Consider the following 25,125-nt stretch of genomic DNA (forward strand, 5'->3'; position numbering starts at 1 on the left):
CGGCGCATACTCCATCGTGTTCTCCACCGAGAGCGGTTCCCCTGCCTTCAACGCGTCCCTGGTGTGCTCGTACTGCGCGACGTTCTCCTCGATGATCCGCAGGTAGTCACCGATCGGCAGCCGCAAGCGCTCCACCTCACCCGCATCATGCAGGTACCACGGCACGTACTCCGACGAGTGCTCGCTCGTCTCCGTCGGGTAGAACCCCAGCCGCCGGTACATGTCGATCCGCACCCGTCGGAGCAGTTCCGGATCCCGCGCCATGACCTCGTCCAACGCCGGATAGAGATCCCGTCCGGCGTGCTCGAACCGGAGTACCCAGGCCTGGTGGTTCACCCCCGCGGCGAGGTACGACACCTCGCCGTACGGGACTCCCACCAGGTCGGCGAGGTCGTTCATGGTCCAGAAGACCGAATGACAGAGGCCGACCACGTTGCGCACCCCGAGGGCCGAGAGGTACCAGACGTTCATCGCCATCGGGTTCGTGTAGTTCAGCAGCCACGCATCCGGGCACACCTCGGCGATGTCCAGTGCCAGCCCACGCAGTACCGGGAACGTCCGCAGGGCCCGGAACACGCCGCCGACGCCGAGCGTGTCGCCGATCGTCTGCCGGACCCCGTACCGGGCCGGCAGGTCGAAGTCGATCCGGGTGGCCTCGTTCATCCCCACCTGGACAATGTTGATCACGAAGTCGCAGTTCTCGAGCGCCGCCCGGCGATCGAGATGCGCGGTGATTCGCGGCGCCGCGCCGTACTCCGTCGCGAGGTACGCCGCCGCGCCGCTCGCGGTACTGAGTCGCTCAGGATCGATGTCGTGCAAGGCGATGTGCAGATCGCCGAGATCCGGGAAGCCGAACAGATCCGCCAGCAGTGCCTGGGTGAACACGACGCTGCCCGCGCCGATGAAGGCGATCTTGGTCATCCGGCACTCTCCAGCGCGAGGTTCCAGGTCGGCTGGGCCGCGGTACCACCGGTCGCACGGGTCGACAACGAGCCGCACGCGGCCGCGATCGCCAGCGCCCGTTCCCGCCCGAAGCCGTTCAGTACTGCGGCAACATACCCCGCGTCGAAGCTGTCCCCAGCCCCCACGGTGTCGACGGTCTCCACCTTGAGCGCAGGCAACCGCACCATCGAGGACCCGTCGTGCGCGAGAGCCCCCTCGGCCCCGTTCTTCACCACCACGAGCGGTCCACGCCGGGCAAGGATCCCCGCCGCATCCGCGAGCACTGGATGACCTGTCAGGGAATGCGCCTCCGCCGCGTTCGGCAGCAGGATGTCGGTCACTCGCAGGACGGCGTCCAGTACTACGCGATCCCAGCGGTCGGCCGGGTCGTCGTTCGTGTCGAGTGACGTGGTCGCCTTATTAGCTCGAGCCTCCTTGAACAGCGCGGCCAACCCGGCAGCCAGTTCGGGCATCAGGTAGAACGACGCCGCGTGCACATGCCGTACGGACCGCAGTAGCTCAGCCGGTACGTCGTACGAGGTGGTCGCCGGCAGGCACCCGGGTGCCGTGAGGATCGCGCGATCGGTGCCGGACGTGAGCACTGTGGTCAGCGGAGTGGGCAGCGATGGGTCCGTCACCAGGGCGCTCACGTCCACCCCGCGCTCGGTGAGGGCGGCCCGGACGAAGGACCCGGCCGGATCGTCGCCGACGCGTCCGGCGAAGGCGACCCGCAACCCGAGCCGGGCGGCGCCGCACGCCATGATCGCGGCGGACCCGCCCAGGCATAGCGAACCGGTCGGGACCAGGCGTTCGCGCTGGCCGAAGGCGAGCGGCTGGTTGACCGGGCCGATCACCACGTCGGGATTGGCGTCGCCGATGACCAGCAAGTCGAAGGCACGATCGGAGCGATGAGGTGGAGCAGTGAAAGTCATATCAGCCTTTGAGTCCGGTAGAAGCCAGCGAGCGGATGAATGCCTTCTGGGCCAGCAGGAACCCCAGCAGCACAGGCAGCACGGTGATGACGTTGCCGGCCATCACCGCCGCCCACTGGGTGTGGTGCTGACCCTGGAAGGTGGTCAGGCCGAGCTGGAGCGTGTAGTTGGTGTCGTGGTTGATCGCGATCAGCGGCCAGGTCAGGTCGTTCCACGTGCTGAGAAAGGTCAGTACTGCGACTGTGCTGAGCGCAGGCCTGGCCAGGGGGAGTACGACGGAGATCAGGATCCGCAGTCGCCCGCAACCGTCCAACCAGGCCGCTTCCTCCAGCTCGCGCGGCAGCGAGACGAAGAACTGCCGGAAGAGGAACACCGAGAACGGCGTCACCAGGGACGGGATGATCAGGGCGCCGAGGGTGTCGATCAGTCCGAGTTCCTTCATCACCAGGAAGGTCGGGATCATCGTCAGCTGGAACGGGATCACCATCGTCGCGAGCATCAGGCCGAGCAGCAGCTTCGACCCGGCGAACCGCATCCGCGCGAAGGCGTAGCCGCCGAGCGACCCGAGCACCAGGTTGGCGGTGACGGCGACGCTCGAGACGATCAGGGAGTTGACGAACCACCTGGGAAACAAGGCGTTCCCGAGTACGAACCGGTAGCCGTCGAGGTTGATCCCCGCCGGGATGAGCGCGGGTGGGAACCGGTTGATCTCCGCGTTGCTCATCACCGAGCTCACCAGCAACCAGAGCAGCGGCAAGGCGAAGAGAATCGCGAGCGGCGCGAGCACGAGATGCCAAGGACTGAATGGCAAGCTCTTGGTCTTCATCGAAGGGCCTTCCCGGTACGGCGACGTTGGTACAGCTGGAGCGCCAACCCGGCGACCAGCAGTGCGATCGCCAACGCATAAGCCGCGGCCGCGCTATAGCCGGCGGTGAAACTCTTGAACGCCTTCTCCCAGATGAAGTAGACGATCACCGTCGTCGACCCGAGCGGACCACCCTTGGTCGTCACGAAGACCAGATCGAACACCTGCAACGCGTTGATCGTCTGGAACAGCACCAGGAAGATCGTCACCGGTGTCAGCGTCGGCAGTACTACGTGCCGCAGTACGCCGGCCCGTCCGGCACCGTCGATCCGCGCGGCCTCGACCAGCTCATCCGGAACCCCTTGCAGGGCGGCGAGATAGACGATCACGCAGAACCCGGTCCCACTCCACAACGAGATCGCGACCAGCAGGTAGAGCGCTTGCCCGGGATCGCTGAAGAACCCCTGGGCCGGCAGACCCAGTGCGTGCAGCACCGAGTTGGCCGCGCCGAACTCCGGGTCGAGCACGAACGAGAACAGCACGCCCTGCGCCGCCGCCGAGACCACGAACGGCACGAACACCAGCGTCCGGTAGAGGCTGATCAGCCGGATCGGTCGGTCCAGCATCAACGCGATCGCCAGCCCGCCGACCACGCTCAACGGCACATACAGCGCGGTGTAGACGAGCGTGTGCTGGACCGCACTCGCAAACGCCGGATCGGCCGCGAGGGCCTTGTAGTTCGCGAGCCCGACCCATCGACTCGGCGAGACCAGGTCGTTCGCCTGGAACGACAGCAGCAACGACCACAGCACCGGGATCACGCTGAGCCCGAGGATGATCAGCACGGATGGACTGACGAACGCCCACGCCGTCGCTCCCTCGCCCCTGGTCCGCCGCTTGGCCGCGGCCTTGCGAGCCCGCGGGTCGAGCGTGAACGTGCCGACCACACTGGCCATCAGTTCGGCACCGCCAGTACCGCGTTCGACTGGTCGACGCATTCCTTCAGGGCATCAGCCGGGGATTTCTTGCCCAGCAGGACCGCGACGATCGCCTCGCCGAGATGCTCGGAGATCTGCGGGTAGGCCGCGATCGTGGGTCGCACGCGGGCGGTCTGCAAGGCATCCACGAACACCTGCAGTCCCGTAGTACTGGCTGCATGCTTCTTCCACTCGGGCATGGCCGCGGTGGTCGTGCTCAGCGGGAGGCTGCCGCCCTCCAGGTCCCAGCGGACGTCCTGTTTCGGCTCCATCAGCCAGGTGACGAACTCGGTGGCGGCCTTCACCCGGGCGGAACCGTTGTCGAACACGGTCCAGGTGTCCGGGCCTGAGATCGTCACCGGCTTGCCCGAGTACGACGGCAGCGGGGCGACGCCGTACTCCAGTCCCGCGTCGATCACGTCCGGCAGCTCCCAGGGGCCGGTGGCAACCATTCCCATCCGGCCGCCGAGGAACACCTGGTAGAGCTGCTCGCCGCCAGGCTTCGGGTCGACGTACAGGGACTTGTCGGTCCGCAACCGGTCGAGCGTGCCGAGCGCCTGTTCGCCGACCTTGTCGAAGGCAACGGTCTTGCCGTCCTCGCTGACCACGTCGCCGCCGAGATCCCAGATCATCGGCCAGAGCCGCCAGACCGTGTCCTCGTCGCCGACCCCGGGCCAGCCGGTGCCGAAGATGCCCTTGGCCGGGTTGGCCAGCTTCTGCGCAGTGGTGACGAACTCGTCCCAGGTCCAGCCCGCCTTCGGTAACGGGAGACCTGCGGCGGCGAAGAGTTTCTTGTTGTAGACAAGGCAAAGCGAGTCCAGCAGAGCGGGCGCGGCCCGGATCTTGTCCTTGACGGTGACCGCGTCCTTGGCGGCCGGCCAGTAGTCCTTCAGGCGGTCGCCCAGAGCGGAGGTCAGATCGGCGACCTGCGGACTGCGGGTCATGCTGGCCAGATCCGAGCCGAAGATGTACGCGATGTCCGGGAAGGATCCCGCGGCCAGACCCGCGGTGACCTTCTGCAGCATGCTGTCGGCGGTCACACCGCCACCGCCGCCCTCGACCTTGATGTTCGGGTGGGTCCGGTTGAACTCCTTGATCAAGGCATCGATCGCCGCCTTGCCGGTGTCCGTCTGGCCGTGCCAGAGATCGACGGTGACGACACCGCCGGCCTCATCCTCATCGGACTTGCCGCAGGCCCCGAGGGTGCCGGCGGCAGCCAGTACGGCGGCGGCGCGGAGAATGTCGCGACGTGTTGGTGATGACATGGTTGCCCCCTGGACAAAGACGGATGTGGGCTTGGCGGAGCGGGTTGATCAACAGGTCTTGCGGACGTACCCGGCCGTGCCAGGGGTCGAGACGGCCACATCCCGGCGAACGATGCCGAGCCGGTCGCCGAATCCGCCGCAAGCCTTGGTCAGGCCTTCGTCGGTGTACTCGATCACCAGGACGTTGTCGCCGAAGGCGTTGACGTAGCCGGCGCACTCGTTGTACTCGCCGCACTGCTCGGCGATGGCGAAGTCGAGCCCGACGGCCTTCCGGTCACCGGCGAGCTCGAGCGTGTTCTTCTGCGCGATCGCCAGCTCCTGTGCGTGGGCGTGATCGGCCAGCAGTTTGAGGAAGGCCTTGGCATCGGCGGTACTGAGCAGGCTCTTCGAGCGGGTGTAGCTGTCGTAGTTGTCCGGCTCGATCGCCTGGTAGCCGGCCCGCGCGCAGCCGTCGATCCAGCCGTTCACCTTGGCCGCGATGCGTTCTCGTTGCTGATCGGTCCGCAGGTCGAGCAGTGGCTCTTTCCAGTCCTGATCGATCACGAGGTTGCCCTGGGCATCACGGAGCAGGAGGTCGGAGTCCCACTGACCTTGTTCGCCGGGCTGGACCTGGAAGGCGTTGACGTAGCAGATGTTGTACTTTCCGGCGGCAGGTGATGCCGACCTGTCCCGGCTGACCACATCGACACCGGCGGGTACGTCGTACGCGCCGCCGAGCTGGTAGTCGAAGACCGGGTGGGTCGGCGGGAGTGAGATCGCCGCCTCGGCAGGCGTCCGGTTGAGCAGGGTGACGCCGGCGGCGGCAAGCACCGCGGCGACAGCGACCACCACCAGCGAGCGGCGACGAGCAGTTGGGTTTGGGTCGGACACGATCGGCTCCATCGGTCCCGAGGACGCGACCCCGCCTCGGGCTCCCGCCCTGGCGCCTAAAACCGGACTGCGGACGAGTCCGTTTACCGGCTGGGTGCGTCGCTGCTTGCGGACCAGTTAAGCCAGTGGAGTGGTCGTCGTCAAGGCAATCTGCAGACGAGTGCTTGGAAAGCCTCGGAAAGCGCGTTACTGCGCAACTGACGCTGAACCCTTGACGACGCGGGTTTGGACCGGTTTAGTGAGCGATTAAACCGGTTTAAACCCTCAGATCAGAGGACGTTGATGAGCAAAGCGCGGCCGACGATCGCGGATGTGGCGTCCCGGGCCGGGGTGTCCAAGGGTGCTGTCTCGTTCGCTTTGAACGGGCGGCCCGGGCTGGCCCAGACGACCGTCGACCGGATCCTCGCGGCCGCCGACGACCTCGGCTGGCGGCCCAGCAACCGGGCCAGGTCGCTCTCGGTTTCGAAGGCGTTCGCGCTCGGGCTCGTGATCACCAGGGATCCGGCTGTCTTGTCATCGGACCCGTTCTTTCCGGCGTTCATCGCCGGCGTGGAGAGCGTGCTCGCGCCACGCGGCCAGGCGCTGGTCCTTCAGGTTGTGACACCGGGCGAGGACGAGGCGGCCGGCTACCGGCGGCTGGCCCAGGACGGCCGGGTCGACGGCGTGTTCGTGTCCGACCTCCGGCACGACGACCCGCGGATCGAACTACTCACCTCTCTCGGACTGCCCGCGGTCACGCTGAATCGGCCGGAGGGCACCTCGCCGTTCCCGGCGGTCTGTCTCGACGACCGCCCGGGGACCATCGCTGTGGTCGAGCACCTGGTCGGCCTCGGGCATCGCCGGATCGCGCACGTCGCCGGTCCGCCGGCGTTCGTACATGCGACGACCCGCACCGCGGCGTTCAAGGCGGCGCTGGCCGAGGCCGGTCTGGAGCCGGTGGCGATCGAGGTCAGCGACTTCACCGCCGCCGGCGGGATCGAGGCGACCCGGCGGCTGCTCGACCTGCCGGATCGACCGACAGCGATCGTCTACGCGAACGACCGGATGGCGATCGCCGGCCTCGGCGCCGCCCAGCAGGCCGGGCTCACCGTGCCCGGCGACCTGAGCGTGGCCGGCTTCGACGACAGCGAACTGGCCGAGTTCGTCCACCCCGGCCTGACCACTGTGCGCGCCGATCCCTATCGCTTCGGCGAGGCGGCCGCACGCACACTCAACCAGCTCATCGACGACCAGGGCGAGGTGGCCGACGTGGAACTGCCACCGGCCCGTCTGGTCATCCGGCGGTCCACCGCCACCCCTGCAGTGCACTGACCCGATGGAGGAGTCATGAAACGAAAGAAGCTCACGGCCGCGCTGCTCGCGCTCGGCCTGGCCGGTACTACGGTCGCCTGCGGCGGCTCCGACGGCGGCGGTGATGCCGACGCGGCCGCCACGGCGCGCGGCGAGATCACCATCTGGATGTCGAACAACAAGGAAGAAGTTGCCTGGGGCAAGCAGATGGTGGCGGCCTGGAACACCGCGCATCCGGACCAGAAGGTGACCGCGCAGGAGATCCCCACCGGCAAGAGCTCCGAGGAGGTCATCGGCGCGGCCATCACCGCGGGCAACGCGCCCTGCCTGATCTTCAACACCTCGCCCGCGTCCGTCTCGCAGTTTCAGAAGCAGGGTGGCCTGGTGGCGCTCGACAGCTTCGCCGACGGCAAGTCGTACGTCGAGAGCCGGACCGGCAAGTCCGCGGAACAGTACAAGTCGACCGACGGCAAGTACTACCAGCTGCCGTGGAAGGCGAACCCGGTGATGATCTTCTACAACAAGTTGGCCTTCGCCAAGGCGGGCATTGACACCGTCAAGCCCCCGCTGTCGACGTACGACGAATTCCTCGCCACGTCGCGGAAGGTGGTCGCCGCCAAGGGCGCGAAGTTCGCGATCTATCCGGCGCCGAGCAACGAATTCTTCCAGTCCTGGTTCGACTTCTACCCGCTCTTCGCGGCCGAGACCGGTGGCAAGCAGCTCGTTGCCGACGGCAAGTCGCAGTTCGCCTCGGAGGAGGGCAAGAAGGTCGCCGCCTTCTGGCGCACCTTGTACGCCGACAAGCTGGCGTCGCAGGAGAAGTACACCGGCGACTCGTTCGTGGACGGGACGGCCGCGATGGCGATCGTCGGTCCGTGGGCGATCGCGACGTACAAGGGCAAGGTCGAGTGGGGCGCAGTACCGGTGCCGACGTCGGCCGGTAAGCCCGCGGCGGAGACCTACACCTTCAGCGACGCGAAGAACGTCGCGATGTACTCGGCCTGCAAGAACCGCGGCACCGCCTGGGATGTGCTGAAGTTCGCCAGCAGCAAGGAGCAGGACGGCAAGCTGCTGGAAGGTAGTGGCCAGATGCCGCTGCGCGCCGACGTCGCCGGCACCTACCCGGAGTACTTCGCCAAGAACCCGGACTACAAGCAGTTCGCGGACCAGGCAGCGCGCACCGTCGAGGTGCCGAACGTGCCGAACTCGATCACCATCTGGCAGAACTTCCGGGACGCCTACTCCAAGTCCGTGATCTTCGGTCAGGAGGACCCGGGCGCCGCCCTCGACGGAGCGGCCCAGAAGGTCGATCAGCTCGCTGCCCAGTCATGAGTCAGCAGCGAGTCCTGAGTCCGCGCCGGGTCGAGCGGGCCGGTGGCCAACCGCCACCGACCCGCCGGCGCGGGCTGCTGGGCGGGGTCTTCGGCAAGCACCCGATCGGTTCCGCGTTCGTGACGCCGTACCTCGTGTTCCTGGCGGCGATCTTCGCCTATCCGCTCGGGTTCGCGGTGTACATGTCCTTCCACGATTACTTCTTCACCGCACCGGGTGCGATCGTGGACCGGCCGTTCGTCGGGTTCGACAACTACGCCGCGGTGCTGTCGGACCCGGCCGTGCGGCGAGCCTTCGGGAACGTCGGCATCTTCCTGCTGATCAACGTGCCGCTGACCGTCGGACTGTCGCTGGTGCTGGCCTTCGCGCTCAACAGTGCGATCCGTTGGCGCACGTTCTTCCGAGTCAGTTACTACGTGCCATACGTGGCGGCGAGTGTCGCGGTCGTCGGAGTCTGGCTGTTCCTGTTCAACGCAGACGGCCTCGTCAATCGCGTGCTGGGACCGCTCGCACCTGACCCGTCCTGGCTGGTGAACTCGAAGCTGGCCATGCCGACGATCGCGATCTATGTGACCTGGAAGCAGCTCGGCTTCTTCATCCTGCTCTACCTCGCCGCGTTGCAGAACGTGTCGAAGGATCTCTACGAGGCAGCCTCGATGGATGGTGCCGGGCGGTTGAAGTCGTTCTGGAACGTCACCGTGCCAGGAGTACGGCCGGCCACGACGCTGGTCGTCCTGCTGGCCACGGTGACCGGGGCGAACCTCTTCACTGAGCCGTATCTGCTCACCGGGGGCGGTGGTCCTGACGGTGCCTCCGCCTCGCCGGTGCTGATCATGTACCAGCGCGGCATCGAGCAGGGAAACCCTGACGTCGGCTCGGCGATCGGAGTACTGCTGGTGATCGGTGTCCTGTTGCTGGCCCTGATCGAACGTCGCTTCGTGGGGAGGGAAGGCCGATGAGAATCCCGTGGCGGTTCCTCGCCCTGCTGGCCGGGGCCTTCGTGTTCCTGTTCCCCTTCTACTACATGCTGGTCGGCAGTCTGCAGACCGAGCCGGACCCGTCCATCAGGGGTGCCTTCCCGGATCCGGGCAACCTGACCGGGCACAACTACTCGGAGATCAACGCCGAGATCAATCTCGGCAGGTCGTTGCTGAACTCCGGTGTCTTCACCGGCGGGGTCATCCTCGGCACGCTGGTCTTCGGAGTGCTTGCGGGCTACGCGCTGGCACGGCTGCAGTTCCGCGGTCGTGGTGCGGTGTTCAGCCTGATGCTGCTGGTCCAGGTGGTCCCGTTCCAGTTGCTGACCATCCCGCTGTATGTGCTGATCGTGCGCAGCTACGGACTGGCCGACTCCTATCTGGGCATGATCGCGCCGTTCGCGATCAACTCGACGGCGGTGTTCGTGTTCCGGCAGTACTTCCTGCAGTTGCCGGAGGAGTTGTTCGACGCGGCCCGGATCGACGGTGCCGGTGAGCTCAACATCCTCTGGCGGATCGCCGTCCCGTTGGTGAAGCCAGCCCTGCTGACCGGAGTACTGATGACCTTCATCGGCCCGTGGAACGAGTTCCTCTGGCCGTTCCTGATCACCAAACAACAGGATCTGCAGCCGTTGGCGGTGTCGTTGTCGAACTATCTGACCACCGTGTCGGCGCGAGCCGCGAACCCCTTCGGTGCCGTGCTCGCGGGCGCCTGCGTGCTGGCCGCACCCGCGGTGACGCTCTTCATCATCTTCCAGCGCCGCTTCATCTCCTCCAGCCTCGAGTCCGGGGTCAAGGGCTAGACCTTTTCAGAAAGGCAAGTTGCTGTGACTGTTCCCTATACCTTGACGCGCGTCGGTGTGCTGATGACGCCTGAGCCGGGCAACGACTTCGAGAGCGAGGGAGTGCTGAATCCCGCCAGCGGCCACACTCCCGACGGCAAGCTCTACCTGCTGCCCAGATTGGTTGCTGGAGGCAATGTCTCGCGGATCGGGCTGGCCGAGGTCGAGCTGACCGACGGCGTGCCGACCGGGGTGCGCCGGGAAGGAATCGTGCTCGCACCTGACGAAGGGTGGGAGCGCGGCCTCAACAACGCGGGGGTCGAGGATCCACGCGTCACCTGGATTCCTTCGCTGAACAAGCACGTGATGACGTACGTCGCGTACGGGCCGCTCGGGCCGAAGCCGGCTCTCGCGGTGTCGGAGGATCTGCGGACGTGGACCCGGTTGGGACCGCTTCATTTCGAGTACCAGCCCGATCTCGACACGGATCTGAACCTGTTCCCGAACAAGGACACGGTGTTCTTTCCCGAGCCCGTCCCCGGGCCGGACGGCGAACCGGCGTACGCGATGCTGCATCGGCCGATGTGGGACCTGGGCTGGTTCCGCGAGGGTGAGGGGATCCACCTGCCGGCCGGGATCAAGGACGACCGGCCGGGGATCTGGGTGTCGTTCGTGCCGGTGGCCGAGGTCGAGAGGGATCTGCGGAATCTCGTGCATCTGCGGGACCACCGGCTGGTGGCGATGTCGGAGTACCCGTTCGAGGAGCTGAAGATCGGCGCGGGGCCGGCGCCACTGCGGGTGCCGGAGGGCTGGCTGGTGATCCACCACGGGGTGACGGGGGAGCAGCCTCGTGGGTTCGATCCGACGACGCAGAAGGTCAGCTACGCGGCCGGGGCGCTGCTGCTCGATCCCGCGGACGTCACCCGGGTGATCGACCGGACGGCCGAGCCGATCCTGGTGCCCGAGACCGAGGAAGAACGGATCGGCACCGTCGGGAACGTCGTGTTCCCGACGGCTATCGAGGAGGTCGATGGCGTGCACTACGTTTTCTACGGCATGGCCGACGCCAAGATCGGCGTAGCCAGGCTGGACCGGTCTTCATGACCGCCTCCCGCCGAACCGTCCTCGGTGGGGCTGTCGCCCTCGCCGCCGCTTCCCGCATTTCCCTGCCTGCCTCTGCTGTGGGTGAGCGGCTGACTAACCTCGCCCATCTCGACTACCTCGGTACTACGGTGTCGCCGCCGGCTGCTAGTGGTCACTCGACCTACGGGTCCGGCCCTGTCGGGGTGCTGTGGACGTACGCCGATCGTCGGGACGACGGGTCCTACGCCCGCATCGGTGGTGGTACCTACGACCCTGCTACGAATACCTACGGGCAGGGCGCCTACAACGCGGACGACATTGCTCGCGCTGCCGTGGTTTACCTGCGTCACTTCAAGGCGTTTGGAGACAGGCATAGCCGCGACGCGGCGTACGGGCTGCTGCGAGGGCTGGCGTTCCTGCAGACGACTACTAGCGGTCCGCGGTCCGGCAACGTGGTGCTGTGGATGCAGCCGGACGGGACGCTCAACCCCAGTGCCGAACCAGTCGAACTGCCGGACCCGTCGGACTCCGCGGCGTCGTACTGGTTGGCGCGGACGGTGTGGGCTTTTGGTGAGGGGTACGCGGCCTTCCGTGGGGTGGACTCGAAGTTTGCCGCCTTCCTGCGGGCTCGGCTCGAGTTGGCCATTGCTGCCTTGGAGCGGCAGGTGCTGGTTCGCTACGGGCAGTGGAATGTCGTCGATGGTCGTCGGGTCCCTGCCTGGTTGATCGTGGCCGGTGCGGACGCTACTTCTGAAGCAGTACTGGGCTTGTCGGCCTATGTGTCTGCTGGAGGATCATCTGCTGCTAGGAGAGCTTTGGAGCGGTTTGCCGAGGCCGTTGCCGCTATGAGCGCTGGGGACAGCCGGACCTGGCCGTTCCGCGCGCTGCTGCCTTGGGGCGAGTCGATCTCCGACTGGCATGCCTGGGGTGCCCAGATGCCATCGGCCCTCGCCGCAGCTTCATCCGTACTGCGCTCGTCGCGGTTGCTGGAGCCCGCTATCGGCGACGCAGCCGGGTTCACTCCACTACTGATGACTGCAGGTGGCCCCGACAACGGCTGGCTCCCGGCACCCATCGACCGCACGCAGATCGCGTACGGCGTGGACGCCCGACTGCAAGGTCTTCTCGCAGTCGCCGAGGCGGCTGATCGCCCCGGCCTGCGGCAAGTCGCCGCCTTCGTCGCCGCTTGGTACTTCGGTGCCAACCGCGCGAAGTCGGCCATGTACGACCCGTCGACCGGGCGTACCTACGACGGCATCTCCGGCGACGGCGTGATCAACCGCAACTCAGGTGCCGAGTCCACCATCCACGGCCTGCTCTCCATGCTCGCGCTGGATTCGTCATCCTCGCTGGCGCGCCTGGCTCAGCAGTTGGGCTCGGGATCGCAGAGTCGATCGGGCATGGAGGTAGTCGAAGCGGAGTCGGCGCAGCTAACGGGCGGCAGTGTGGTGACGCCGCCATCTGCTTGGACTGGTGAATCCCAATGGAGCAACGGCTCCTACATCTCGCTACCGTCTGGAGCATCCGCAACCTGGAGTCTGCCGGCGTCAACTCAACCGCGGCTCGTCCTCCCCGTGGTCGATCTTGTTGCCGATCGCAACGCCGGGCGCACGACTTGGACGTCTGGCGCGCGCAGTCTTGGGTCCATCAAGCACGGCGCCGGCGGGCCTCAAGGCGTCTCGGCCGCTCCCGGCGCACTGCTTCCGATCACCCTCACTGGTTCGCTGGCCGTCAATGCGACCCAACTGGCGGCGGTTGCTGAGGGCAAGGAAGTCCGAGTGGATGCTCTGCTGCTGATCCCGCTGATCTCACGTCTGCAGCTGTCGACTGCGTCCGGTTCAGGCATCCTCCTGACAAGCGTCGACTCCCACCCTCGGACTTACCCCCTTGACCCAGGTTCTGCTGTGATCTCCAGCTATGACCGGACTGGCAAGCTCCGCTCTCGCCACACGGGTGCTTCCGTTGCTTCTGTTCTCCCAGGCGGCTTCACCGTGGTGATGAGTTGAGGGCCTGGGCGCACCAGTCGGCGACGAAGGCCAGGGCCTGCCCGCGTTGGTGGAAGAGGTGCTGACTGTCGGCCTGCTGGTGGTACGCCTGGTGGGATTTCTCGGCGGCGCGGCCGAGCAGGTTCGGCAGGAGCCAGGCGTACTTGACGGCTGACGCCATCACGGCGAGGCGGACCTGGTGGGGATCGCCTCGCCAGCCGCCCTCCCGGAGGCCTTCGAGGTAGTTGTCGATACAGGTCTCGGCGAGTTCGGGGAGACGCTCGGCCGGCCAGAAGAGGTCGAAGACGGCGTCGGGGATGTGGTTCCCGATGTCCTCGCCCAGGGCGCCGTCACCGGTGAACGCCCAGTCCAGCAAGGCGATCTCGCCGGCTGGCCGCCGGATCGCGTTGCAGACCCAGAGGTCCAGGTGACAGCGGGCCCTTGGCAACTGTTCCGTCAGAGAGAGCAGCTCGTGGCGATGGGCGACCAGCCGGGCCCAGGCGGTTCGTAGTACGGGTGGCCAGTTGTCGGCGACGAGCGGCTGGTGCCAGGCGTCGTCATCCTCGAGGAGCTGCCACGGAACGTCGCGGGTGGTGGAGTACTGCCGGAGGAAGCCGGTCGAGGTCCAGGGCCTATCAGGTGCTGGTCGCGACTGCCAGCGTCCGCACGCACGGGCGAGGGCGGCATGGTCGGCCAGCGCGAACTCCGTGCCGGCTAGACCTTTGATGTCCTCGAGGTAGAGCACCGCGCCGCTCGCGTGCTCCTCGACCTCGGCCTCGGGGAGGACCAGGCCGGCATCGTTCAGCTGTAGGTGCAGTTCCTTGTCCTGGTAGACCTCGAGCTCGCGGCGCCAGTAGTTCCAGTGCCGCGGATCGGTGGAGGCTCCCCAGGGTCCGAGGCCTGGTTGAGTGGGGCGGCGCAGCTCCTTGCGGATCAGGGTCTGACCGGTGGGATCGGTGATCCGCTCGACGGCTGCCGTCACCTGGTTGAGCGGGTTGTGCCGCAAGGTCGCCGTACGGGCACCGGCCCCAGGCCGGAACAGGCTCATAAGCCCCAATGGTGTCACGCGCAACGGTCAGCGAGGCCGACCTGACAGGCGGGAGTGCGGTGTGAAGGCGCGCGGCTTGTGCGGGGGTGGGAGGGCGCAGGCGGCGGTCGGTGGGGTTTGGGCTCAGGCGAGGAGGGTGCGGGGTGGGACGCCGGTGAGGGCTTTGACGTCTCGGGTGAAGTGGGCCTGGTCGGCGTAGCCGGTTCGGGCTGCTACTTCGGCCAGGGGGAGGCCGGTTCGGGCTCGGTCGAGGGCCGTGTTCATGCGGAGGACCCGGTCCAGCATCTTCGGTCCATAGCCGAACGCGTCCAGGCAACGCCGGTGCAACTGCCGTTCGCTCAACCCCACCTTGCTCGCCAGCACCCGTACTTCGATGCCCCGCCGGACGCCGCGGAGTACATGCATCACCAAACGATCGGGCGGCGCGTCGAACAACCCGACGGCCGCGTCTTCCAGCGCGAGCGCCGGATCCGCCGCAGTCCCGATCCGCGAGGCGAGGCGTCGGCTCCGCCCCGGCGACCACAGGTCAGCCAACGGCACCCGGGCGTCGAGGAGCTCCCGCGCCGGCACGCCGAGGAACCCCGGCGCTGTCCCCGGCGCGAACCGGAGCGCCGCATGCCGAACTCCAGGTGCGGACGATCCGATGTAGGCGCGCGTATCGGGCCCGGCGACGAGCAACTCTCCCTCGATCCAGAGGAGATCCATGCACCCCGTCGGGCAGGATCCGGAATTCGCCGCTGTCCGCCGGCGTACGGGTCCAGAGCACAGCACCAGGCACGCGCGCAGCACGCTCCCGGTACGGAACCCCGACCTCAGACACAAACCCCAGTCTGCCGTCGCCCACCGACAGTTCATCCGGTGGTCCTGTCAGACGCCGAGCTGCCGGAGGTCAGCCGATCTCCAGAGCTGTGCAGACCCAGCGGCCGCGGTGGACCTCGAGCCGGAGGGCCATCGCGCGGGAGCGATTGCCGTACCGCACGTGCGCAGCGATCTCCGCGACCCTTGCCGTCGGGGTGAACACGTGCACTGAGCGGACCGCGCTGCGCTCCTTGGCTCCGCGTGCGGTGGCGGTGGTCGTCAGCCCGAGGACGCGAACCCGGCGGTTGAGATCAGTGAAGACGACTGCATCCGTCCAGCGCACGAGCTGGCTGATCGGACGATCGCCGGCCAGTACCTCGGCCAGCGCCTGCACGAGGCGGGTCGCCCACGCTTGCGCATCCGGCAGCGAAGGACCTTTGGGAACCAGTCGCAGGACCGGCGGCGACGGAACGACATGCAACTGACAGGGAGTCGGTACGGCATGCAGCTCGCGGGTCGTCGGTACTGCGTGCAGCTCGGGCTCGTCCTGGTAGCGGAGCGCCAACGCGCCCTGAGTCATCGGGATCGGCCGGGCGACAGGATCCTCTTCCGGCAGTGGTCGGACGGCGACGAGTTTCGGGTGCTGACTCATGTCACTTCTCCTGGTGGGTAGGCGGCACGGGTTGATCGGCGGGCGCCGGGATCCGGAGCACCTGGCCGGGAAGGATGAGGTCGGGGTCGGAGCCGATCGCGGCCCGGTTGGCGGCGTACCACTGCGGCCACCGCGCCGCGACAGTCGCGGCGGTGGCGTTCGGGCCGAGCTCGGCCGCGGCAAGGGCCCAGAGCGAGTCCCCGGCCGCGACTGCTCGAGTCGTAGGCCGGACCTGCTGGCCGGAGCCGAGATCGGTGTAGCGAGTCGGCGCCCCCTGGGTAGGCCGATCCGGCACCCCCACCCGCTGTTCCCCGGGCTCGGGCTGCTCCGCCGGCTTCTGCGGTACTGCGACGCGCTCGGTGCCCGGGTTCGTCGTACGGGCGGGTTGTCCGTTCAACTGCAGGCTCGATGCCTTCTCGGTCACGCGCCAGTCGGCAGGGGAGTCCCCGAGCCGCAGCGTCGAGGGCTGTTCCACCGACGTCCAAGCGCGCTGCTGTGATTCCGGCTGGTGCGGCCCCTCCCCGGGTGTCGCATGTGCCACCCCGAAGGTCAGCGGCGCGACGGCTGCCACTCCAAGAGTCGACCGGAGCAGGGTGCGGGCGCCCTGCGAGGTGATCCGAGCCTCCACGGCCGACGCACCTCGGCCGACTGCCCCTGGTACCTGCTCGAGCACGGTCGCGAGGACCGCCACCAGCAGCCAGACATAGGCGACCCAGGCGACGGCGCCAACTGCCAGTGATGCCATCGAGGTGAGGTCCTCAGCGGTGGACGCCGCGACGATGCCGGCGGTCGCCCACCGGAGTGCCAGCCCCAGCCCGGCTAGAGCACTGAGCGCCAGCAGTCCCTTCAGTCCCCGGATCATCGCATTCACCTCAGTTTCGGCCCTGATCTATGAGTTTGCTTTAGTTTGCTTTGGCTTGATCAATATAGACCGTCCTCGCTAGGGTTTGGCAAGTCGAAATCGCGAAGTGTGTCGCTACCGAGCGTCAAGCGCCAGCACGGAGAGTGCTGATGGACCGCTGCGGCCGGTAGGTTCGCGGGCATGCGTCTGGATGCCTTGTTCGAGGACCTGGAGTCCCAGTTCGACGCGCTTCAGGAGGGCGACCTGTACGGCGAGGTCGCGGACCGGATCCGCGCGGAGGTCGCCAAGTTCACGGTGCTCGACCGGCTCCGCGGCGCGGTCGGGACGGTGATCCGCGTCGAACTGACCCACGCCGAGCCGGTCCAGGGCGAGTTGGCCAGGGTCGGCAAGGACTGCCTGCTGCTGGAGGCGGAGCGCTCCGAGGAATGGCTGATCCCGGCCGCGGCGCTCACCGCGGTGCACGGGCTCGGGCCGTGGGCGGAGCCGGCCGAGGGCGCGGTCGCCGCGAAGTTGGGGCTGGCGCATCTGCTGCGGGGGATCGCCCGGGATCGTTCGCCGGTCACGCTGTTCGGCGTGGGACATCCCGTCACCGGGACGATCGACCGGGTCGGCGCGGATTTCCTGGAGATCGCGGAGCACCCGCTGGACGCGCCGCGCCGCCGTACCGAGGTCTACAACAACCGCCTGGTCCCCACCCAGACCCTCACCGCCGTCCGCCGCCGCTGAGCAGCCGGCTGGAGGCCGAGCGGGTCAGCCGTTGACGTCCTCGGTCTGTTCGGCTTCCTCGCCGAACGGGTGGGAGTCGATGAACTGCTTGGTCTCGGTGTAGAGCCGCTCGATGTACTTCTCCAGCTCGGCCGACTCGACCCGCCACTGTCCGCGGCCGCCGATCTTCACGGCCGGGATGTCACCGCGGCGGACCAGCGCATAGACCTGGTTGGCCGAGATGTTCAGCACCTCGGCGACGTCGGAGAGCTGCAGGAAGCGCGGTGCCGGCATTCCTTTAGTTTGCCACGGTTGGCCTGCGGATGAGTCCGTTTGTCCCCAGTGCCTGGCTCCCTGTGGATGAGTGGCGGCGGCCGGACCCCGGACACGGCAGAATGTCGGTCTCGGAGCGCGATCGACAGATCACAGGGGAGAGTCAGACCGTGGTGGACACTCAGGTGCGCAGTGGGTTCGCCGCGCCGTCAACTCCGACGCAGCGCAGTCGCCGCGCGCGCTGGAAGGACGGACGGCTGGTCCTCGGTGTGCTGCTGGTCGCGATCACCGCACTGGTCGGCGCCAGGCTGCTCTCGTCCGCCGACGACACCACGGCGATCTGGGCCGCCGAGCGGGATCTTCCGGCCGGCACCAAGCTGACCAGCGACGATCTGACCACCGTGCGAGTGCGGTTCACCAGCAACGAGGCCGCGGGGCAGTACGTCGACGCTGAAGCGGATCTCAAGGGTCTGGTGATCGTCCGCGCGGTCAAGGCCGGTGAATTCGTGCCGCGCCAGGCAGCCGTGACGCAGGCGGACAACGACCGTACGGAGTTGCCGCTGTCGATCGCAGCAGGACACCTGCCCGGCGACAGCGCGGCCGGCGACCAGGTCGACGTCTGGATCATCCCCAAGTCACCAGAGGAACCTGCGAAGAAGCTTTGGGACACAGTCCGGGTTGTGCAGGTGGATGCGGTCAAGGGAGTCTCCGGCAGCACGGCCCGACGGCAGGTGCTGATCGGGCTGGATCCTGCCGACCTGCCCAAGCTGCCCGCGGCACTGGCAGCGATGAGCACCGGCGAACCACTGCTCGTCCGGCGGGGCCGCTGATGGCGGTTCCTGTCCTCCTCGCGGTGACCGGTGCACCGTGGGAGGCCGACGTCGTACGGCGCGCCGAAAGAGCACCCGGGATTCGTATCGTCCGCAGATGTGTGGACATCGCCGACGTGATGGCTGCGGCCGCCAGCGGACAGGCCCGGGCCGTCCTGCTCGCGGAAGACCTGCCCAGGCTCACTTCTGACGCGGTGGCGGCCCTGCATGCTCGCCAGATCGCAGTGCTCGCTCTGGTTGACCCGTCGGACACCGGCGAGCCCAGTGGCGGCGAGGACAGGCTGAGCCGGATGGGGATCGAGCGGATCCTCCCGGCCGATGTCAGCGGCGAGGACCTCGGCCGCGCGATCGTCGACGCCGTGGAGTCCGGGCCGCCGGCGACCGTCTCGCACTTCGCGGGCGGGTTCGTGCCGTTCTCGGGTTCGATGGTCGCGAACCCTGAGCAAGCCGGGTACGACCTGCGCTCGGGATCAGGCCGGCTCATCGCCGTCTGGGGACCCACGGGCGCGCCGGGGCGCAGTACGGTCGCGGTCGGGTTGGCCACAGAGTTGGCTGCACGAGGAGTGTCCACGCTGCTCGCGGATGCGGACGTGTACGGCGGCACTGTGGCTCAGTTGCTCGGCATGCTCGACGAGACCTCCGGACTCGCTGCAGCGGCACGCTCTGCGAGCGGTGGATCGCTGGACGTGGAGGTGCTCGCCCGGCACGCGCGGCAGGTGGCGCCGCACATGCTGGTGCTCACCGGGCTCAGCCGCGCTGACCGCTGGACCGAGTTGCGGCCGACCGCGATCGAATCCGTCTGGGCGACGGCACGGTTGCTCGCGCCCTGCACAGTGGTCGATGTGAGCTTCTGCATCGAGAGCGACGAGGAGATCTCCTTCGACACCCTCGCGCCCCGGCGGAACGGCGCGACCCTGGCCACGCTGGAGGAGGCCGACGAGGTGGTCGTGGTCGGGTCAGCCGATCCCGTCGGTCTCACCCGGCTGATCAGGGCGTTGCACGAGCTCCGCGCGGTCGTGCCGTCGGCGACCACCCGGGTCGTGGTGAACAGGGTTCGCTCAGGGTCATTGGGGAGCTCGCCGGCCGATGCCGTCGCGGAGGCGCTCAACCGGTACGCCGGAGTACAGGCTGCCGCGCTGCTGCCGTTCGACCAGGCGGCGTGTGACGCGGCGCTGTCGCACGGCAGGAGCCTCGCCGAGGCCGCCAAATCCAGCAAACTCCGCAAGTCCTTGCAGCAGTTGGCGACCGGGGTCATCAGGGACCGCCTCAGCTGATTTGGGGGTAAAACCCCACCGACAAGAGCCCCGGGATGTGCCAGGGTTGACGCAACGTCACCAGGAATGCCAGGGGGAGTTCGCGATGTCCGAGGTGCAGAGCCGGCCGGGCGGCACGATGAGCACGGAGCGCAGGTATGGCATCGCGATCTCGGTCGCGCTGATCCTGGGCGGCGGGTACTGGGCTCTGACCGGTCTGACCGAGGACACCAAGACGAGCCAGGACGCTTACCCGGTGCAGGGCACAGCGCTGGCGATCGACTCCGGCTCCGCCGATCTGGAACTGCGCTCCGGCGACGTCCGGGAGATCACCGTGGACCGGAAGTTCTCCCGCAACGTGTTCGGGGCGGACCCGGGGGAGAAGTACGAGGACGGCAAGCTGGAGATCCGCGACACCGGCTGCGGGTTCCTGTCCTTCGGTTGTGACACCGACTACGTGGTGACCGTCCCGAGGGACCTGAAGGTGACGATCGAGAGCAGCAGCGGCGACCTCAAGGTGTCGGACCTGCCGGGTGGCGCCACCCTGAAGACGACCTCGGGGAACATCGAGGCGAGCAAGGTCGGCGGCGCGCTCACGATGAACTCGAGCTCCGGCAACCTCGAGGCGAGCGATCTGACCGCGTCCTCGGTGACGACGGAGAGCAGTTCGGGCAACCTCGAGCTCACCTTTCGCACTGCGCCGACCTCCGTACAGGCGGAGACGAGTTCGGGCGACGTGACCGTAGTACTGCCGACCGGGTCGGAGACCTACAAGGTCGACACCGACACGTCCTCCGGCGACGAGTCGGCCGAGGTCAAGATCGACCCGGCGTCCACCCGGACCATCAACGCGAAAACCTCCTCGGGCGACGTGACCATCGAATACGCGGACTAACCCGCGCTCGGATCGCGGGTTCATGTCCTGAGTAGTCTTGCGCGCATGCCTGACGAGAAGCCCGAGCTGCGCGGCCTGCTGGTGGACTGGGGTGGCGTACTGACCGACGGTCTGGACATCGCGCTGGGGCGCTGGGCGGAGCTGGACGACCTCGACTTCGACGCCTATTTCCAGGCGATCGTCGACTGGCTGGGCGCGACCCCCGCCGAGGCCGAGCTGAACCCGATCCACGCGCTCGAGCGCGGCCAGATCGCGGTCCCGGACTTCGAGCGCAAGCTGGCCGCGGTGCTGATCCGCCGCGACGGCACCCCGGTCCCGGCCGAGGGCTTGATCGAGCGGATGTTCGCGCACTTCGAGCACCAGCCGCAGATGTCCGCGCTGATCCGGCGGGCCCGGGCGCACGGCATCAAGACCGCGCTGCTGTCCAACTCCTGGGGCAACACCTACCCGCGCGAGACCTGGGACGGCATGTTCGACGACATCGTCATCTCCGGCGAGGTCGGGCTGCGCAAACCGGAGCCGGAGATCTTCCTGCTCGCCGCCGAGCGGATCGGGCTCGAGCCGGCCGCCTGTGTCTTCGTCGACGACCTGGAGCTGAACGTCGAGGGTGCCCGCGCGCTGGGCATGACCGCGATCCACCACACCTCGTACGACGAGACCCGGCGCGAGCTGGAGTCGCTCTTCGGGGTCGATCTGACGTGACCGTGGCCCCGCATCCCAGCCCCACCTCCCGGACCGTCGACCCCCGCTGGCTGGTCGCCGCGATCCTCGGCTGCGCCGCGCTGGTCACCCTCGGCGCCTGGGCGTACGGCCTTTTCGACGGCATGATCGACCTGCGCGTCTACCGGATGGGCGGCTCGGTCCTGCTCGACCGCGCCTCCCTGTACGACGCGCAGCTGCCGGGCTCCGGTCTGCCTTTCACCTACCCACCGTTCGCCGCGATCGCGATGGTGCCGTTGGCGGCCGTCCCATGGGGAGTCGCGCTGGTCGTCTGGACGACGATCTCGGTGCTCTGCATCGCCGCGATCTGGCGTACCAGTCTCCCGGCGACCGCGTGGACCCTGCTCCCGGAGACCTGGCGCAACCGGCGCATCGCAGTACTGGCTGCTTTGACTGCTGCATCGTTGCTGCTGGAGCCGGTTTGGCAGACGATCCAGTTCGGCCAGATCAACCTGTTGCTGACGGCAATGATCTTGCTCGACCTGGTCCGGCCGAGCGGGGCGAAATGGCGCGGGTTCTGGGTCGGCGTCGCGATCGGGATCAAGTTGACGCCGCTGCCGTTCCTGGCCTTCCTGCTGATCACCAAGCAGTGGCGGGCGTTCCGCAACGCAGTACTGGGGCTGCTGGCGACGATGGCGATCGGCTTCGCCGTGGTACCGAACCAGTCCTGGGAATACTGGACAGTGGTGATCCGGAACGCGAACCGGGTCGGCGGTCTGGCCTACACCGCCAACCAGTCCTTCATGGGTTTCCTGAGCCGGCTCGGGGACGAGGCGTCGTGGGTCGAGCCGGTGTGGTTCGTCCTGTCGGCGATCTTCGGCCTGCTGGTGCTCTGGCTGGCCCGGCGGTACTGGCTGGCCGGTGAGCGCGTGACGGCGATCTCCGTGATGGCACTCGCTGTCCTGTACGCCTCACCGGTGTCATGGAGTCACCACTGGGTCTGGATCATCCCCCTCGGCGTCAGCCTGATCCGCGCAGTACACCGCCAGTGGGGCGGGCGCGCGGCAGTGATCACAGGCGCACTCTGGTACGGCCTCTTCGTCCTCAGGTCGATCTGGTGGGTCCCCTACCGCGACGACAGGGAACTGAGCTGGACCTTCTGGCAATCAATCCCAGGCAACTCCCACCTGATCCTGGGCCTGCTCGCCTTTCTGATTTTGGCCTACACCTCCCGCACCCTCCCCAAACCACAAGCCTGACTACCGGTCATTCGACTCGGGAGAACCACGAGCTGTACAGGTTGGTGGCGGGGCCGTGGGACTCCGGCTGGAGGGGCCCGGTGGCCTCCACCTCCGCTTCGCCGCCCTCCCACCGAACGACGACTTTCCCGCTGGCCGGAGGCCCATCCCAGCCGCCCCACCCGACCGGCGACTTAGCCCGTTCCCCGGGTTTTAGGTCGACGTAGCCGGGGTGCCGCATCTCCAGAGTCACCGCCGTATCCGCCTCCAGCGGTCGTCCATCCGTGCCAACAGGCGTCAAACCTGGTTTGCCGGAGAGACGGACGGGGTGGTCACTGACGTTGACCGCCTCCAGTTCGCCCCGCAGGCTCCCATCCCTCAGATCCCACGCCAGACCAAACGTCACATCACCGACCTGCGCTTCGGGTACCTCTGTCTCAGCCATACCCCCAGCATGCCCCAGCCCCGAAACGACCCGGACTACCGCGCGAGCTCCCGTAGCGGACCTTCAAGCCTGGCAGCGACGGCGGGCTCGACCAGCTCGACCTCAGCCAGCAGTACTACGACCGCGGCGCGGAAGGCGCGGGTGAGTTCGGTGGGATCCACCGACCGGACCAGCGCAGGCTCAAGCGCCGCTGTTGTTGCTTGAGGCAAGAGGTGGAGACCGCGCCCCTGGGAGCTCGGAAATCCGAGGCGGAGGCACGCCAACGCGAGCGCCTGATCCCGAAGCCCGCTGATCATGTACTCGGCCTGCCAAACCTTCCCGCGGGCAATACTCGACCGCGCGTGCAAGGCGTACAGCCAACCCATCCCGATCAGCTCGACCGCGGCCGGCTCGCCGAACGGCACCTGCTCGACAGCCTCCCCGAACAGCAATCGGAAGGTCGCCGCACGAGCCCCGAACTCACCACGCGGGGCGAACGCAATATCCACCTGCAAGGTATTCGCCAGCAGGAACACCCGATACACCGTCCCGCGCGACCTCATCTCGGTGTGATGGATGACCTCATGTTCGTCGTACATCATCCTGGTCCAGTCCGCGATCACCTCGGACTGATCAACACCATGCTCCAGGCCAAAGGCCAGATCGATATCCGACCACTCATCCTCGGCACCAACCGCGCCCGAACCCGTCAGCGCTACTCCACCGATCCGTTCGTCGGCCCGGGCGGCAGCGACCAACGCATCCCGCAACGAAGCGCGCTCTTGCTCGGTGAACATCTCGCCAATCTAAACCAGCCCTTAAGACCAGCCTTGAGATCGTCCACAGGCCAGAGGTTGCTGTGGACAACTTGGCCTGATTCGATACCACCTACAAGATTCAGACAATCTTCGGAATCCCTTACAGACAAGGGCATTCCGAACGAAAACTGTCGGAGGCAGTGTCTAGAGTCTTGGGTATGGAGATCTTGGGCGCGCGACCGGCATGGTCGAAGACCGGCAGCGAACGGCTGCAGGTCCTCGATGCGGTCGAGACCGAGCTCGCCCGCCTGAAGACCGTCCGGCTCCACTACATGGCCAGCGTCGACGACTCCGGCGACGCCGCCGACCTAGGAGCCCACGACACCGTCGAACTGTTGTCGCTGCGCCACAACCGCCACCCCCGCGACGTCCGCCGCGATCTCACCCTCGCCAAAGCCCTCCCCAAATACCCCGCCGTGTCCGCGGCCCTGCCCGACCCAGCAGCAGACCTCGGCAGCGACCTCGACGATCACGTCGCCAGCGACGCCGACCTCGACGCCGACCTCGAAAGTGATCTCGCCGCCGCCCCGGACGCCGAGGCGGACGGTGCCGCGGACCCGGACCCGGACGCTGACGCGGATGCGGACGGTGCCGTCGACCCGGACATCGATGCGGGCGGTGCCGTCTCGGATGCTGGGGTGCGGGGGCGGGTGGTGATTCGTCCGGCGCAGGCGCAGGTGATCGTGTCCGCGTTGGAGAAGCTGCCGGACACGGTCCCGGTCGAGGACATCGAGGTCGCCGAACAGGAGCTGGTGAAGCTGGCGGCGCACCTGAACCCGGTCGAGCTGCGGAAGGCCGCCAAGTACGCCTGTGACCTGCTCGACACCGACGGCCCCGAACCCGCCGAAGACAAGGCCTACGCCCGCGAAGCGCTCTCGCTCCGGGACGCCGACCACGGCGTCAAGTTCACCGGCTACCTCGCCAACGAGAACGCCGAACTGCTCCGCTCCCTGATCCACGCCGGCGCGAAACCCCACAAGACCGTCGATGGCGAGCTGGACCCGCGGTCGCGCGACAAGCGCCAGGCGGACGCGTTGACGGCGGTCCTGAACACCGCGGCTGCGGCGGCGGCCAGCCCCAGCTTCATCGATGGTGACGGCCCGAAGGCGCACATCACCATCACCGCCGACCTGGAAGACCTGCGCTCCGGCGCCGGTGGTGCGGGGATCGGTGACCTGGTCTACGGCGACGGCCTGTCCGCGGCCGCGATCCGCCGGCTCGCCTGCGACGCCGCGGTCACCCCGCTCATCTTGGGTAAGAACTCTGTGCCGTTGGATGTCGGCTGGACCAAGCGCTTCGTGACCGGCCATATCCGCAAAGCCCTCAACTTCCGCGACCGCGGTTGTGTGGTGTGTGGTGCCCCACCGATCAGCTGCGAAGCCCACCATCTGGTGCACTGGATCGACGGCGGCGCCACCAAGCTCTGCAA

Annotated in this window: 26 protein-coding genes; 13 read left to right on the forward strand and 13 right to left on the reverse strand. The window is 67.5% G+C overall.

Annotated features, from left to right (window positions below; translation table 11 throughout):
* The 6 genes from VFG33_RS30530 to VFG33_RS30555 form a co-directional block, all read right to left on the reverse strand.
* Positions 1-921 (reverse strand): family 4 glycosyl hydrolase (locus VFG33_RS30530; protein ID WP_325056449.1); only part of this gene is annotated, 921 nt, incomplete at its 3' end.
* Entirely contained in the window at positions 918-1,874 is a 957-nt protein-coding gene (locus VFG33_RS30535; protein ID WP_325056450.1) for a carbohydrate kinase family protein, read from the reverse strand. The genes VFG33_RS30535 and VFG33_RS30530, both read right to left, overlap by 4 nt.
* A gap of 1 nt (position 1,875) precedes the next feature.
* On the reverse strand, positions 1,876-2,700 hold the full coding sequence (locus tag VFG33_RS30540) for a carbohydrate ABC transporter permease (protein ID WP_325056451.1): 825 nt from the start codon (positions 2,698-2,700) through the stop codon (positions 1,876-1,878).
* A complete protein-coding gene (locus VFG33_RS30545) occupies positions 2,697-3,677 on the reverse strand; it encodes a carbohydrate ABC transporter permease (protein WP_325056452.1) in 981 nt (326 codons plus the stop codon). The genes VFG33_RS30540 and VFG33_RS30545 overlap by 4 nt, the downstream gene beginning before the upstream one ends.
* Positions 3,635-4,921 (reverse strand): ABC transporter substrate-binding protein, encoded by a 1,287-nt coding sequence (locus VFG33_RS30550; protein WP_325056453.1) that lies wholly within the window; start codon positions 4,919-4,921, stop codon positions 3,635-3,637. The genes VFG33_RS30545 and VFG33_RS30550 overlap by 43 nt, the downstream gene beginning before the upstream one ends.
* Positions 4,922-4,969: 48 nt before the next feature.
* Complete coding sequence (locus VFG33_RS30555; RefSeq protein WP_325056454.1) at positions 4,970-5,791, reverse strand: endo alpha-1,4 polygalactosaminidase; 822 nt, start codon at positions 5,789-5,791, stop codon at positions 4,970-4,972.
* Between the two features lie 282 nt (positions 5,792-6,073).
* Here VFG33_RS30555 and VFG33_RS30560 point away from each other — a divergent pair, with 282 nt between their 5' ends.
* The 6 genes from VFG33_RS30560 to VFG33_RS30585 are packed head-to-tail and all read left to right on the forward strand — an operon-like array spanning position 6,074 to position 13,261.
* Positions 6,074-7,102 (forward strand): LacI family DNA-binding transcriptional regulator, encoded by a 1,029-nt coding sequence (locus tag VFG33_RS30560; protein WP_325056455.1) that lies wholly within the window; start codon positions 6,074-6,076, stop codon positions 7,100-7,102.
* 15 nt (positions 7,103-7,117) lie between these two features.
* On the forward strand, positions 7,118-8,413 hold the full coding sequence (locus VFG33_RS30565; RefSeq protein WP_325056456.1) for an extracellular solute-binding protein: 1,296 nt from the start codon (positions 7,118-7,120) through the stop codon (positions 8,411-8,413).
* Complete coding sequence (locus tag VFG33_RS30570; RefSeq protein WP_325056457.1) at positions 8,410-9,372, forward strand: carbohydrate ABC transporter permease; 963 nt, start codon at positions 8,410-8,412, stop codon at positions 9,370-9,372. The genes VFG33_RS30565 and VFG33_RS30570 overlap by 4 nt, the downstream gene beginning before the upstream one ends.
* Positions 9,369-10,193, forward strand: a complete 825-nt coding sequence (locus VFG33_RS30575) for a carbohydrate ABC transporter permease (protein WP_325056458.1) — start codon at positions 9,369-9,371, stop codon at positions 10,191-10,193. The genes VFG33_RS30570 and VFG33_RS30575 overlap by 4 nt, the downstream gene beginning before the upstream one ends.
* Positions 10,194-10,217: 24 nt before the next feature.
* Complete coding sequence (locus tag VFG33_RS30580; RefSeq protein WP_325056459.1) at positions 10,218-11,276, forward strand: glycoside hydrolase family 130 protein; 1,059 nt, start codon at positions 10,218-10,220, stop codon at positions 11,274-11,276.
* On the forward strand, positions 11,273-13,261 hold the full coding sequence (locus VFG33_RS30585; protein WP_325056460.1) for a hypothetical protein: 1,989 nt from the start codon (positions 11,273-11,275) through the stop codon (positions 13,259-13,261). Before VFG33_RS30580 ends, VFG33_RS30585 begins: the two co-directional genes overlap by 4 nt.
* Here VFG33_RS30585 and VFG33_RS30590 read toward each other — a convergent pair.
* The 4 genes from VFG33_RS30590 to VFG33_RS30605 all read right to left on the reverse strand — a co-directional run bounded on the left by VFG33_RS30590 (position 13,242) and on the right by VFG33_RS30605 (position 16,600).
* Entirely contained in the window at positions 13,242-14,288 is a 1,047-nt protein-coding gene (locus VFG33_RS30590) for an aminoglycoside phosphotransferase family protein (protein WP_325056461.1), read from the reverse strand. The two genes, VFG33_RS30585 and VFG33_RS30590, sit on opposite strands and share 20 nt — an antisense overlap.
* A gap of 123 nt (positions 14,289-14,411) precedes the next feature.
* A complete protein-coding gene (locus tag VFG33_RS30595; protein ID WP_325056462.1) occupies positions 14,412-14,993 on the reverse strand; it encodes a helix-turn-helix transcriptional regulator in 582 nt (193 codons plus the stop codon).
* 184 nt (positions 14,994-15,177) lie between these two features.
* Positions 15,178-15,738: an Rv3235 family protein gene (locus VFG33_RS30600; protein ID WP_325056463.1), complete on the reverse strand. Its 561-nt coding sequence runs from the start codon at positions 15,736-15,738 to the stop codon at positions 15,178-15,180.
* Position 15,739: 1 nt separating this feature from the next.
* Complete coding sequence (locus tag VFG33_RS30605; protein WP_325056464.1) at positions 15,740-16,600, reverse strand: LysM peptidoglycan-binding domain-containing protein; 861 nt, start codon at positions 16,598-16,600, stop codon at positions 15,740-15,742.
* Between the two features lie 180 nt (positions 16,601-16,780).
* Here VFG33_RS30605 and VFG33_RS30610 point away from each other — a divergent pair, with 180 nt between their 5' ends.
* The gene (locus VFG33_RS30610; RefSeq protein ID WP_325056465.1) at positions 16,781-17,326 is read left to right on the forward strand and encodes a hypothetical protein; all 546 of its coding nucleotides are present in this window, start codon (positions 16,781-16,783) and stop codon (positions 17,324-17,326) included.
* Positions 17,327-17,350: 24 nt separating this feature from the next.
* On the opposite strand, the gene VFG33_RS30615 is transcribed toward VFG33_RS30610, so the two are convergent.
* Positions 17,351-17,599, reverse strand: coding sequence for a helix-turn-helix domain-containing protein (locus VFG33_RS30615; RefSeq protein ID WP_325056466.1), 249 nt, complete (start codon positions 17,597-17,599; stop codon positions 17,351-17,353).
* 149 nt (positions 17,600-17,748) lie between these two features.
* Here VFG33_RS30615 and VFG33_RS30620 point away from each other — a divergent pair, with 149 nt between their 5' ends.
* The 5 genes from VFG33_RS30620 to VFG33_RS30640 all read left to right on the forward strand — a co-directional run bounded on the left by VFG33_RS30620 (position 17,749) and on the right by VFG33_RS30640 (position 22,475).
* Positions 17,749-18,408: an SAF domain-containing protein gene (locus VFG33_RS30620; RefSeq protein ID WP_325056467.1), complete on the forward strand. Its 660-nt coding sequence runs from the start codon at positions 17,749-17,751 to the stop codon at positions 18,406-18,408.
* Positions 18,408-19,682: a CpaE/TadZ family protein gene (locus VFG33_RS30625; RefSeq protein WP_325056468.1), complete on the forward strand. Its 1,275-nt coding sequence runs from the start codon at positions 18,408-18,410 to the stop codon at positions 19,680-19,682. The genes VFG33_RS30620 and VFG33_RS30625 overlap by 1 nt, the downstream gene beginning before the upstream one ends.
* A gap of 85 nt (positions 19,683-19,767) precedes the next feature.
* Positions 19,768-20,556 carry a DUF4097 family beta strand repeat-containing protein gene (locus VFG33_RS30630; RefSeq protein ID WP_325056469.1) on the forward strand — a complete coding sequence of 263 codons (789 nt, stop codon included), beginning with the start codon at positions 19,768-19,770 and terminating at the stop codon, positions 20,554-20,556.
* A gap of 45 nt (positions 20,557-20,601) precedes the next feature.
* Complete coding sequence (locus VFG33_RS30635) at positions 20,602-21,258, forward strand: HAD family hydrolase (RefSeq protein ID WP_325056470.1); 657 nt, start codon at positions 20,602-20,604, stop codon at positions 21,256-21,258.
* Entirely contained in the window at positions 21,255-22,475 is a 1,221-nt protein-coding gene (locus VFG33_RS30640) for a glycosyltransferase 87 family protein (RefSeq protein WP_325056471.1), read from the forward strand. Before VFG33_RS30635 ends, VFG33_RS30640 begins: the two co-directional genes overlap by 4 nt.
* 7 nt (positions 22,476-22,482) lie before the next feature.
* Here VFG33_RS30640 and VFG33_RS30645 read toward each other — a convergent pair whose 3' ends face one another.
* Together VFG33_RS30645 and VFG33_RS30650 are read right to left on the reverse strand one after the other, a co-directional pair.
* Positions 22,483-22,899, reverse strand: coding sequence for a DUF4232 domain-containing protein (locus VFG33_RS30645; protein WP_325056472.1), 417 nt, complete (start codon positions 22,897-22,899; stop codon positions 22,483-22,485).
* Positions 22,900-22,934: 35 nt separating this feature from the next.
* The gene (locus VFG33_RS30650) at positions 22,935-23,675 is read right to left on the reverse strand and encodes a nucleotidyltransferase domain-containing protein (protein WP_325056473.1); all 741 of its coding nucleotides are present in this window, start codon (positions 23,673-23,675) and stop codon (positions 22,935-22,937) included.
* Between the two features lie 179 nt (positions 23,676-23,854).
* Here VFG33_RS30650 and VFG33_RS30655 point away from each other — a divergent pair.
* The coding region (locus VFG33_RS30655) for an HNH endonuclease signature motif containing protein (RefSeq protein ID WP_325056474.1) at positions 23,855-25,125 on the forward strand (1,271 nt) is incomplete at its 3' end.

It is taken from the genome of Kribbella sp. (genome assembly GCF_035687465.1).
Classification (GTDB): Bacteria; Actinomycetota; Actinomycetes; order Propionibacteriales; family Kribbellaceae; genus Kribbella.